Source organism: Paludibacillus litoralis (genome assembly GCF_037646705.1).
Lineage (GTDB): Bacteria > Pseudomonadota > Alphaproteobacteria > Rhodobacterales > Rhodobacteraceae > Pikeienuella > Pikeienuella litoralis.
The window spans coordinates 291,466-302,966 of sequence record NZ_JBBHER010000002.1; the positions used below are offsets into that span (position 1 = coordinate 291,466).

At 69.4% G+C, this 11,501-nt stretch carries 10 protein-coding genes; 4 read left to right on the forward strand and 6 right to left on the reverse strand.

What is annotated here, in order from left to right; all coding sequences use genetic code 11:
* Window positions 1-41: 41 nt before the first annotated feature.
* From WG921_RS02390 to WG921_RS02400, 3 genes are read right to left on the reverse strand one after another with little or no spacing between them, the layout of a single operon-like run.
* Window positions 42-695 (reverse strand): PIG-L deacetylase family protein, encoded by a 654-nt coding sequence (locus WG921_RS02390; RefSeq protein WP_340107599.1) that lies wholly within the window; start codon window positions 693-695, stop codon window positions 42-44.
* Complete coding sequence (locus WG921_RS02395; protein WP_340107600.1) at window positions 692-1,507, reverse strand: sugar phosphate nucleotidyltransferase; 816 nt, start codon at window positions 1,505-1,507, stop codon at window positions 692-694. Before WG921_RS02395 ends, WG921_RS02390 begins: the two co-directional genes overlap by 4 nt.
* Window positions 1,504-2,793 carry a class I SAM-dependent methyltransferase gene (locus WG921_RS02400; protein ID WP_340107601.1) on the reverse strand — a complete coding sequence of 430 codons (1,290 nt, stop codon included), beginning with the start codon at window positions 2,791-2,793 and terminating at the stop codon, window positions 1,504-1,506. Before WG921_RS02400 ends, WG921_RS02395 begins: the two co-directional genes overlap by 4 nt.
* A gap of 256 nt (window positions 2,794-3,049) precedes the next feature.
* On the opposite strand from WG921_RS02400, the gene rfbC reads away from it, so the two are divergent.
* Window positions 3,050-3,601: a dTDP-4-dehydrorhamnose 3,5-epimerase gene (gene rfbC / locus WG921_RS02405; RefSeq protein ID WP_340107602.1), complete on the forward strand. Its 552-nt coding sequence runs from the start codon at window positions 3,050-3,052 to the stop codon at window positions 3,599-3,601.
* Here the strand turns inward: rfbC and WG921_RS02410 are convergent.
* The gene (locus WG921_RS02410) at window positions 3,540-4,934 is read right to left on the reverse strand and encodes a DUF4910 domain-containing protein (RefSeq protein ID WP_340107603.1); all 1,395 of its coding nucleotides are present in this window, start codon (window positions 4,932-4,934) and stop codon (window positions 3,540-3,542) included. The genes rfbC and WG921_RS02410 overlap by 62 nt on opposite strands.
* A 1-nt stretch (window position 4,935) precedes the next feature.
* A complete protein-coding gene (locus WG921_RS02415) occupies window positions 4,936-5,988 on the reverse strand; it encodes an NAD-dependent epimerase/dehydratase family protein (protein WP_340107604.1) in 1,053 nt (350 codons plus the stop codon).
* 373 nt (window positions 5,989-6,361) lie between these two features.
* On the opposite strand from WG921_RS02415, the gene WG921_RS02420 reads away from it, so the two are divergent.
* Both WG921_RS02420 and WG921_RS02425 read left to right on the forward strand, forming a co-directional pair.
* Window positions 6,362-7,852: an oligosaccharide flippase family protein gene (locus WG921_RS02420; RefSeq protein WP_340107605.1), complete on the forward strand. Its 1,491-nt coding sequence runs from the start codon at window positions 6,362-6,364 to the stop codon at window positions 7,850-7,852.
* Window positions 7,849-8,829 carry a glycosyltransferase family A protein gene (locus tag WG921_RS02425; protein WP_340107606.1) on the forward strand — a complete coding sequence of 327 codons (981 nt, stop codon included), beginning with the start codon at window positions 7,849-7,851 and terminating at the stop codon, window positions 8,827-8,829. Before WG921_RS02420 ends, WG921_RS02425 begins: the two co-directional genes overlap by 4 nt.
* Here WG921_RS02425 and WG921_RS02430 read toward each other — a convergent pair.
* The gene (locus tag WG921_RS02430) at window positions 8,810-10,009 is read right to left on the reverse strand and encodes a polysaccharide pyruvyl transferase family protein (RefSeq protein ID WP_340107607.1); all 1,200 of its coding nucleotides are present in this window, start codon (window positions 10,007-10,009) and stop codon (window positions 8,810-8,812) included. The two genes, WG921_RS02425 and WG921_RS02430, sit on opposite strands and share 20 nt — an antisense overlap.
* Window positions 10,010-10,274: 265 nt before the next feature.
* On the opposite strand from WG921_RS02430, the gene WG921_RS02435 reads away from it, so the two are divergent.
* Window positions 10,275-11,492, forward strand: a complete 1,218-nt coding sequence (locus WG921_RS02435; RefSeq protein WP_340107608.1) for a glycosyltransferase family 4 protein — start codon at window positions 10,275-10,277, stop codon at window positions 11,490-11,492.
* Window positions 11,493-11,501: the final 9 nt, after the last annotated feature.

An 11,501-nucleotide genomic window follows, 5' to 3' on the forward strand; every position in this document is an offset into this window, starting at 1 on the left:
GCGGCTTCACCGGCCCGCCAGTCCTCACACCCGCGCGGCGCTCAGACGAGCCGCAGTTTTCGCGCGGTGAACGCCTCCGCGAAGCGCTCGGGCGCCCGGCATTCCATCCCGCGGAGCCGCGCGATTCCGCGGAACGTCTCCGCGTCGAACCAATCCTTGGAGCGCTGGCTGCCGAAATGCCGGGTGAGCAGCTCGATCTTCCGGTCCATCGCCTTCGCGTCAAGCGCCGCGTAGACATTCGGCCGGCCGAGATCGCCGTCCCATTTCGGAATTTCGTATTCGAGGATGACCTCGTCGCGGAACAGATTCCACGCGAGCCCGGCGAGTTCGCGATGATCCTGATGGGCGTCGTCGCGGGTGTGGACCAACACCACATCCGGCGAGAATCGCCGCCGCACATCGATGAGCCACGATTTGATCGCCCGGCTTTGGCTCGGAAAGACGGAATCCTCGAATACGCCGCAATCGACGCGATGAGAGGCGGCGCCTTCGAGAAAATCGGCGGCGGAGGCCCGGGCCTCTTCGCCGCGCGCGCCCGCCGCGCTGAGAACGCACCATTGCACGTCGATCGGAACGCCCGCGCGCATCAGCGTGAGGATCAGACCGCCGGCGCCGATCTCGATATCGTCGGAATGCGCGCCGACGCAGAGCAGCGAGAGGCGTTCGCGGCCTCCGAACAGACCCAGCGGGTTCAAGAGCGTCCGACCTTCAGCGCTTCGCGGCGCGAGGTCCCGTCGCTCTTCATGAGCCACGGCGTCTCGCCGCGCTCGACCATATCCTGGAGCGCCTGCCAGTCGCGCAGAGTGTCCATCGAGCGCCAGAAGCCCTCGTATCTGTAGGCGAGCAGCTGATCCTCGGCGATGAGCCGCGTAAACGGCTCGAGCACCAGTTCATCGCCGTCGCGCATGTAGTCGAATATCTCGGGCCGGAATATGAAATAACCGCCATTGATCCAGATATCGGACGAGCTCGACGACCGGAACTCCCGCACGAGCCCATCCTCGTCGGCGTCCACCAGGTGGTAGGTGAGCGGCGGGCGCACCGCGAGGAAACAGGCGATCTTGCCGCTCTGTTCGAACCGCTCGATCATGTCGTCGAGATCGAGATCGCTCAGCCCGTCGCTGTAGTTGGCGAGGAACATCGGCTCCCTCTCCACCTGGCTGCGGACGGCCCAGAGCCTTTGCCCGATATTTCGCCATATGCCGGTGTCGATCAGCGCGATCCGCCAGTCGAGCGCCGGCTCGCCCAGCACCTCGACCTTGTCCCCGCCCGCCGAGACGATGCAATCCGTGAAGGTCTGCGGCCGGCTCTGGAGGAAGAAGTCCTTGATGACGTTGCCCTTGTAGCCGAGGCACAGCACGAAATCATTGTGGCCGCGATCGGCGTAATACTGCATGAGATGCCGGATGATCGGCTGTTGGCCGAGCGGGATCATCGGTTTCGGCACGTTCTCGGAATACTCGCGAATCCGGGTTCCGAGACCGCCGCAGAACAGGACGACCTTCATAGCGGATCTCCTTCCGGGGTGATGATTTCAACGCGGGGAATCGGAACGATGAAGCGCCCGCCCCAATCCGCGACATGGCGCATCTGCGCGACGATCTCGTCGCGGAGATTCCACGGCAATATCAGGATGTAATCCGGCCGCGCGGCGTCGATGGCCTCCACCGGGCGGATCGGAACCCTCATCCCGGGGGTGAACCGCCCGATCTTGTAAGGATTGCGGTCGACGGTGAAGTCGAGAAAGTCCGGCCCGATTCCGCAGTAGTTGAGAAGGGTGTTTCCCTTGCCGGGCGCGCCATAGCCGCAGATGCGTTTGCCCTCGTCCTTCGCCGCGATCAGGAACTTCAGGAGCGCGCGCTTGGTCTGGCGGGCTCTTTCGTCGAACGCCTGATAGGTGGCGACGTCATGGAGCCCCTCTTCACGTTCGAGCGCGCGAAGGGCGGCCACCGCCGGCGTCGGCGCGCGCCCCGCGCCTGTCTTCGCGAGGTACACGCGCAGCGAGCCGCCATGCGTCGTCAGCGTCTCGACGTCGAACACGGACAGCCCGTGCTTCGCGGCGATGCGCTCGATCGTCAGCAGGGAGAAGTATGAATAATGCTCATGGTAGATCGTGTCGAACTGGTTCCCCGCCAGCAATCGGCCCACATGCGGGAACTCGAACGTCGCGGCGCCGTCGGGCTTCAGCAACCGTGACGCCCCTTCCACGAAATCGTTCAGGTCGGGAACCTGCGCGAGCACGTTGTTGCCGATGATCAGGTCCGCCGCGAGGCCTTCGCCGCGCATGCGGTCGGCCAGCGCGGCGCCGAAGAACTCGACACGCGTCGGAACGCCCCGGCGCGTCGCGGCGGCGGCGACATTCGCGGCCGGCTCGACGCCGAGCGCCGGCACGCCAAGCGGGCCGAAATGCTGAAGAAGGTATCCGTCGTTGCTCGCAAGCTCGACGACGAGGCTTTGCGGGCCGAGATGGAAGCGCTCCGTCGCCATGACCGCGAACCGGCGCGCATGCTCGACCCAGCTCGTCGAATAGGAGGAGAAATAGGCGTATTCGGTGAAGATCTCCTCCGGCTCCACATAGGCCCGAAGCTGCACGAGCAGGCACGCGTCGCAGATCATGACATGGAGCGGATGATACCGCTCCGCCGCATCCACGAGCTCGGGCGGCAGGAAGCTCTCGCAAGGCGGGGACATGCCGAGATTGACGACGGTGCGGCTGAGCGAGGCGCCGCAGAGCCGGCAGGGCGACGCCTGCGTCGCGTCTGCGAATTGGCCTGGATCCTTGTGGGCGTTCATTATCGTCCTCCCCCCATGCGGGCGATGTCCGGGACCGCGCAGGATCGATCGTGACGCGCCGCCTCCATCTCACGGTAGGGCGAGGGCGGGCGCGCCAGAACCCGGCGATGCGGCGGGGGGCCTGACCATTCGGATGAAGCGCTCTACGCCCTTGGGCCAGGGCGGCGCTCCTCCGAGAAGGGCGTTGAAGCCGCGCGCTCCGCAGGGCCATCCTTCCCTCTCGTCAGGCGACGGGCGCGGAGCGAGGACGCGAGCCATGAGGTTCATTGAAACCGGCATAGCCGGTCTCTGGGTGACGGAGCCGGAGCCCTTCACCGATGAGCGCGGCGCGTTCGCCAGAACCTTTTGCGCCCGCGAGTTCGCCGCGCGCGGGCTGGAGACGGATTTCGTTCAGCACAGCCGCTCCCTGTCGCATCGCAAGGGAACGCTGCGCGGCCTGCACTATCAGCGGCCCCCCGACGGGGAGGTCAAACTCGTCTCCTGCGTCGCGGGCGCGATCTGGGATGTCGCGGTCGATCTCCGAAGCGGCTCCGCGAGCTATGGGCGCTGGCGGGCGTTCGAGCTGAGCGCCCGGAATGGCCGGCAGCTCTACATCCCGGCCGGCTTCGCGCACGGGTTCCAGTCCCTCTCCGACGATGCGGTGACGAATTACCTGATTTCGCGGGCTTACGCGCCGCGCTCCGCGCGCGGCGTTCGGTTCGATGATCCCGCCATCGCCATCGCCTGGCCGGCGCCTGTCGCGGCGATCAACGAGAAGGACCGCTCCTGGCCCCTCCTTTGCGACTGCGGGCCCGCCGACGCCCCCTGAAGCGCGAAGGCTTCCTGGCCTTTTCGGCGAGAAGGCCGGCGCCGCGCAACCGGTCCGCGGCGGCGGCGAGCGCGTGGAAACGGAGGCCGGAGCGCGCGGCGATGTCGAGAAGGGAATGGCGGTCGTCGGCGAAGTTGAGCACCCAACGGATCGCGTCGATATCGACGGGCTGCGCGCCGCCTCCGATCGCGCCGTAGAGCCCCCGCCGCCCGAGCTGCGGCTCGCCCATCGGCGAGAGGCTCACCGGGCGGTGGTCCGCCTCGATGATCTCGATCGCTTCGAGGATCATGTCATGCGAGGCGGCGAGGTGTTCGGGGCGGATGAAGTCCGGATTGTCGGCCGAGGTGTGGTATTCGGGGAAGGTGGCGTGGACGCTTCGCTGAAACAGCCCGAAAGGCAGATCGTATCCCGGGGAGCAGAACTGCCTTTCATCGTAACCCTCGGGCGCGAAATCGCGCACCGCGGCGGCGGGGCCCGCGCCCGCCAGCACATGCGCCATGGCGCGGTCGATCGGCGCGTCGCCCCGGCGGCTGCGTTTGTAGTTCGGCCCGCCGCCGTCGCCGAGACAGGAGACCACCAGCCCGTGATCGATCCTGTCGACGATCGCGGCGTTCCGCGCCAGCCAGGCCAGCGCGCCGATCGTCGCCGGGGCGAAGATGAAGCGGTAGCTCCAATGGAGATCGCGGTTGGCGAGCGTCTTCGCCAATTCGGTCAGCACCGCGATCCCGGAGCAATTGTCGTTCGCGAGCGAGGGGTGGCAGATATGGGTGGTGAGGACGAACTCCCGGTCGGTCCGCCCGCGGATCAGATGTTCGCCGTGGCTCATCGCGCCGACGACATGCTCCGCATCTATGCAGATCTCGTAAGCGCCCCTGGCGGGGAGCCGTTCGAGATCCGCGTGCCGCATGCAGAAGCCCCAGCGCTCCTCATAATAGGATGTGCGGTAAGGGATCAGGTCCGGCTGCTCCGGCAGCGTGAAGATATGCGGGCGCAGGGACGCCAGCGATATCCGCCCGCGAACGGGCGCGCTGTAGTTCACGACATGCAGGTTGCTGTCCCTGAAATCGAGGACCACGCGCCCCGAGGGGTCGCGGATCCAGGCTTCGCGAACGCGCCATTCCCGCGGCGTCGTCCAGTCATGCGCCGGCGCGCCGCTCGGCGTCTCCACCCGCTTCAACTCGATCTCCCGTCCGATTATGTCGAGCGTCGCGCGCACGCCGGGCCCGGCGAGGCTCCGGCAGATGGGATAGAGCTCCGCGGCGAGCGCGTGGATCCGCGCCCCGAGAGACGGGGCGGCGGCGCCTGGCTCGTTCTCCGCCGGAGCGCGCTTCATGTCAGCCGGCCGCGGCGGCGGCCGCGGCCCTGAAGCGGAGGTCCCCGCCGATCACGCCGGACGCGATCTGCTTGCGGATGCAGCCGATGCGTTGATATCGCGGCCCCTCGAACGACGCGACGTCGAGCGGGGCCCCATGATAGGCCGCGTAGAGCTCTTCGGCGCCCATGCGCGCGTTCCAGCGCGGCCGCGCCTCCGGCAGCACGCGGGCCAGCTTGCCGAAATCGACCCGATAGGACCGTGTGTCCGGCCCCGCGTCGGGGGCGAACTCGACCCTGCAGTCAGGCACGACCTCGGACACGATCCGGGCGATGTCCCTGATCCTGTAGTTCTGCGTCGTCGAGCCGACATTGAACGCCTCGCGCCAGACCTTGTCGACCGGCGCCTCCAGGACGGCGAGGAAGGCGCGCGAGATATCCTCGATATGAACGATGGGCCGGAGCGGGCTTCCGTCCGACTTGAGCAGGATCACGCCCTCGGCCGCCGCCCAGGCGACGAGATTGTTCAGCACGATGTCGAAGCGCAGGCGCGGCGAAAGCCCATAGGCCGTCGCCGGCCTGAGGAATGTGGGGCAGAAGGTCTCATCGGCGAGTGGCGCGACGCCCTGTTCGCTCGCCACCTTGGAGCGCCCGTAGGCCGTGACCGGATTGAGCGCGCTGGCCTCGTCCACCATCCCGTCGCCGGCGCGGCCGTAGTTGCTGCAGGACGACGCGAAGAGGAACCGCTTGACGCCGGCCGCCTTCGCCACCTGGGCCAGTCTTACGCTGGCGTGGTGATTGATGCTGTAGGTGACGTTCTCGTCGAGATCGCCGAGCGGGTCGTTGGAGAGCGCGGCGAGATGAATGACCGCGTCGAAGCCCTGCAGGTCGGCCCTGACGACGTCGCGGACATCCTTCATGATGGTGGGCGTGTCGGGAAGCGCGCCGCCCGGCGCATATCCGCAGTCCCGGTAGAGATCGACGTCCAGCCCGACGACGTCATGCCCGGCGCGGCTGAGGAGCGGCGTCATGATCGCGCCGATATACCCCCGACTTCCGGTCACAAGAACACGCATCTTCGGAACCTCCCTGAGCTGTTGCGCCGCCATCGCGGAGCGCCGCGACCGGCGTCCGCGCCATGGCGCGGCGTCCCTCGCCCCATCCCGGGCGGCGGGCCGTCGGGAAGATGAGCCGGAGCCGCGCGGCGGCGGACCCCGCAAATCGAATGGCCGCCTACCTCTTTAGGTCGAGCCGCATCCGCCGCGCGCGTCGGGGCGCGATGCGCGCCGAAGCCGGCTTTCGCGGCCGCATCCGGATCGGCCGCTCAACGGCGCCTCCCCTCGGCCATTTGGCCGATGGCCCGTCCGAACGGCGCAGGCCCGGCTGGCCCGGACCCTGCTAGGTCTGGCGCCTGCGGGCGCGGCGGCGCATCGATGGAGGACGGGCGTGATGCGCCGGGCATTCTTCTTCGCGAATATCGAGCAATACGTGGTGGCGCTCGTCGGTCTGGCGAGCATCGCCGCGGTCTCGCGGCTGCTGACGCCCGCCGAAATCGGCGTCGCGGCCATCGGCCTTGGCGTGTCCACCATCGCTTTCGCCGCGAAGGAGTTCGCCAGCGCCGAATTTCTGATCCAGCGCCGCGCGATCGACGGGCGCGACATCGGCACCGCGTTCACGATCGCGGCCGCCTTCAGCGCCGCCATCGCCGGCGGTCTCTTCGGCGCGTCGGGCCTGATCGAATCCGCCTATGCGGCGCCGGGCGTCGCGCTGTTTCTGGAGGTGATGTGCCTTGTCGGCCTCGCCGACGCCGTCTCGGCGCCGACGCAGGCGCTCTTGCGCCGGGAGATGGCGTTCTCGGTTCTGGCCCGCATCAACGTCGCGGCGTCGGTTGCGACCGCGAGCGTGACGATATTTCTCGCCGGCGCCGGGTTCGGCCTCATGAGCATCGCCTGGGGGCAGGCCGCCGGCGCCGCGACCAAGGCGGGGCTCTCCGTCGTCTGGGCGCCGGTGCGCCTTCCGACCCGCCCATCGGTCGCGTCATGGCGGGCCATGCTCTCATTCGGCGGCGGCAAGGGCGCCGTGACGGTGATCTCCCGCGTCTATGAGGCGCTGCCTCAGCTCGTGCTGGGGCGGACGATGTCGCATGCGGCGGTCGGGATCTACACCCGGTCGAACCTGCTGTGCGGGATTCCGGACCGGTTCATGATGTCGGCGATATTCTCATTCGCTTTCCCGGCCCTTGCGGCGCGCGTCCGGGAGGGGGGCGATCTGAAGGCGGCGTATCTGCGGGCGCTCACCTACATCGCCGCGGTCTATTGCCCGGCGCTCGCGCTGGTCGCGCTGCTCGCTGATCCGATCGTCTCGTTTGCGCTTGGGCCGGGGTGGGATCCTGTCGTCCCGCTCGTTCGGCTGCTTGCGCTCGCCGCGATGTTCTGGACGCCGATGATCGTCACGACGCCGACGCTTTTCGCCCTCGGCGCGAACCGCGACGCGTTTCTCACGAGCCTCTACGGGCGCGGCTTCGGCGCGGCGGTCATGGTGGGGGCGAGTTTCGTGAGCCTGACGGCGCTGGCCGCGAGCCAGTTCATCTCGATCCCCTTCTACGCATGGCTCTCCCTGCGGATCGCGCGCCGGCGGCTGGGGTTCGCGTGGGGCGACCTGGCGTCGGAGGCGGCGCGCAACGCGGCGGTGCTCGTCTCGGCTCTCGCGCCGCCCTGTCTCTTCGTCGGGCTCTCCGAAAGCGGGCTCGACATGACGCCGCTTCAGGCGGTTCTGTGCGGCGCGCTCGCCGCGCCCGGCTGGCTGGCCGGGCTTTGGGGATCTCGCCATCCGCTGCGCGACGAGGTGACGGCGATCCTCGCCCATCTCCTCGCCCGGCTCCTCGATCGGCGGGGGGGGGCGAGCGGCGCCGCGCCGCTACGGGCGGGGGCGCGGCGATGAGCAGCTTCGATGTCGCGATTCCAAACTACAATTACGGCCGCTATCTCCGCACATGCGTCGCCAGCGTCGCGAGCCAGGATGTGGACGCGCTCCGGATCCTGATCATCGACAATGCGTCCACCGACGACAGCGCCCGCATCGCGCGGGAGATCGCCGATGCGGATCCGCGCGTCGAGGCGCGGATCCGCCCGCGCAATCTCGGCCCGCACGCTTCCTTCAATGAAGCGGTGGACTGGGCCGCGTCCGACTATTTCCTGATCCTCTGCGCGGACGATCGGATCACCCCTGGCGCGCTCCGCCGGGCGGGGGCGGTGCTCGACGCGCGGCCCGACGTGCATCTGACATGCGGCCGGACGCGGTTGAGGCCGGCGGCCGGGCGCGCGCCGCTCGGCCGGGAGGCGGAGGGCGAATGGCGGACGCTCGACGGCGATCGCGCGCTCCGGCGCCTCTGCGCGCTGGCGCGGAACGACATCGGCGGCCCGACGGCGATCGTCCGCACCGCCATCCAGAAGGAGGTCGGCCACTACCGGGCCGAGTTGCCCCACACCGACGATCTCGAGATGTGGCTCCGCTTCACCTTGAAGGGCGGCGTCGCCGCGACCGACGCGTATCAGGCCGAGGTTGCGGTCCATGCCGGCTCCCAGTCCGCTTCGGTGGCCGACATCCTGCGCTGGAACATGGAGTTCGAGGCGGCGTTCCGCTGTTTCTTCCGGAACGAGGGAGCGGGCCGCCCGGACGCTGACGCGCTGCTCGCGGCCGCGCTGTCGACGCTCGGCGAGCGCGCCTTCTGTTCCGCGCTGACGACTCTCGCGCGGGGCGAGGGCGGCGCGCGCGCCCTGCTGCGTTACTCGGCGCGGCTGCGGGGATTCCCGCGCGCGGCTCTCCCGCCGTTCGGCTACGCGCTGCGCCGGCTCGCCGAGAGGCGCAGGGCCGGCGGCGGCGCGCGCGCGGCGCATCTCACGTTGGGAGGAACCTGAGCGCCAGCGCGCCGTCCTGCCTCGCCTGCGCCCGGCGGTATTCCTCCAGCGCCCGCCCTATGCCCGCGGTCCAGGCGAGAGGATTCCGGCGGATCGCCTCGATCTGGCGGGTCACCGCGTCGACGTCGAAGAATTCGACGTGGTGCCGGAAACCGGAAAGCGCGGCGGCGGCGAGCAACGCGTCGTTCTTCGGCGCGTAGCTGAGCGAGATCGCCGGGCGCGCCATCTTCAGCGCGCAGACGATGTTATGATAGCGGCTGGCCACCACCATGTCGGTTTCGCCGATCTCCCGCATCAGATCGTCGAGCGAGCCGATCGCGTTGGCGATGACGGCGCCGGCGCCGACGGGCTTCGTCACGCTTTCACAGGCGGCGAGGACGATGCGAACCACCGCCTCGTCTTCGGCGCCGCCGATCAGGAGCCGCACGTCGATCCCGTCGCGGACGAGCCGCCGCGTCAGCTCCACGATCTTCGCGGTGTAGGTCGCGCCGATGCGCGCCTCCTCACGGCCATTCTTGGCCCAGCCGGAATACGCCATCACGCCGAGGCCGACGCAGAACCTGGCGGAGGCCGGGCGCGGCGGCGCCGCCGGCGCGGGCAGTCGAAACGCGAGATCGGGAACATGCCCGTCATTCGCCGGGCAGCCGAGCCGCCGCATGAATTCGATCGAGGCCGCGTCGCGGTATGTTCGATAGCGGGCGCAGCGCGCGGCGAGCAGAAAAAAGCGGCGGCTCAGCCAGTTGGTCGCCGGCCCCGCGCCGACGCTGACGAAGGCGACCGGCGTTCCCGCGAAACGCGCCGCCGCGCACCAGCGCAAGAGACAATAGGGCCAGCCGAATGGGCGCTCCTTGAAATCGTCGAGGATTCCCGTTCCCGGAATCACGATCAGATCGAGTCGGCGGGCCGTCGCGAACGCGTAACGCAAATTGGCGAACTTCCGGCGCAGACCGGCGGCGAAGCGCCGGGCGCCGTCGTCCGGGTCGGCGACGGAGATGCTTGTCGACGCAAGCTTGAGGCTGCGCGCAACCTGTTCGGGGCCGGAGCAGATGCAAAGCAGGGTCGCGCCGGGGGCGGCCTCCAACAGAAAGTCCCGCATCGCCTGAAGCGACCCGTCGTTTCCGATATTTCCGGAACCGAATTGGCCGAGAAGGCCGATCTTGAAGTCCTCGGTTTCGCTCATCGCGCCGCCCGCCCATCGCTTCGCTCGACGACGGATCGGCCGTGAGCGCGTCAGGGTGCGCGGGCGGCGTGCGAAACGCGACGCGGCGGATAGGCGGCCGCGGGGCGCGCATGGGGGAGGGCGTAGCGCGAATGGTCGGGCGCCCTCCGCCTTTTGTCGGGCGCCGCCGCCTGATGGCTGAGTCCCGGCGGCCCTTCGCGCCGATCAATATGAACCCGCGCCCTCGCCCGGTCGGTCGCGGCGGGGGTCGGAGGTGACGAACGGCATGATGAAATTCGCGTTCTTCGTCAGGCCCCACACGGGCGGGACCTATTCGGTCTACCTGCAGCTTCGCGAGGCGCTGCGCGGGCGCGGCGTAGATCTCGTCTGGATGGCGGCGGTGGAGCCGTCGCGCCTCGCCGATCCCCGCTGGTCGGCGGATCTGGCGTGGGGCGCGCCGATCGCGCGCCGCGCGCCGCGCGACGAGGCGGCGGAGGCGAGGGACATGAAGGCGGCCCTGGAGGCCGGGGGCTTCGACGGGGTCTTCGTCAACGTGCTCGGCGATCGGGCGGCGACGAACCTCGTCCGGTTCCTTCCGTCCAGCCTGCTCAGGATCATGATCGTTCACAACATCACGCCGGGCACCTATGCGGCCGCGCGGGCGATCCGCGATCATGTCCACGCCACGATCTGCGTCAGCCCCCGGATCCGCGCGGATCTTGTCTCCGGCGGCGGCTTCCCTCCGGCGCGCACGGTGGCGGTTCAGAACGCCGGCGCCGTGCGGGCCGGCGACGCGCCTCTCCGCAGGGACGCGGCGCGGACGGGGCTGGACGCGCTCTTTCTCGGCCGGATCGAGGACCAGTCAAAGGGCGTGTTCTGGCTGCCGCGGATTCTCGGCGCGTCGCCCGAGGATGTGAGATTGACGGTGGTCGGCGACGGCCCGGATCTCGGGCGCCTTCGCCGGCGTCTCGCCCCATTCGGCGCGCGCGCGCGGCTGGTCGGCGCGGTTCCGGCGGCTGAGGCGCTCGCGCTCATGGCGCGGCATGACGCGCTGATCATGCCGTCGCGCTATGAGGGATTCGGCGTCGTGCTCGCCGAAGCGATGGCGATGGGCTGCGTGCCGGTCGCGTCGCGGATCCGGGGCGTAACCGATGTGATCGTCGAGGATGGGCGCGAGGGGCTGCTCTTTCCCGTTGGCGATTGGCGCGGCGCCGCGCGCCGGCTCGCCGCGCTGCGCGCCGACCGGGCGTTCACGGGCCGGCTGGCCGCCGCCGCGCAAGCGAAGGCGCGGGCCATCTATTCCATCGACCGCCTTGGCGACGAATACGCCCGCGTGATCCATGACCTCGTCGCGGCGCGCCCGGCCGTCAGGCCGCCGGTTCCCATCGGCGATTGGCGGCTGCCCGGCGGGCTGCGCGCCGGTTTGCGGACCCATATGCCGCGCCGGCTCAAGAATGCGCTGCGCGTCGCGCGGGAGCGGATGAGGCCGGGCGTCAACGTGTAGGGGGCGATC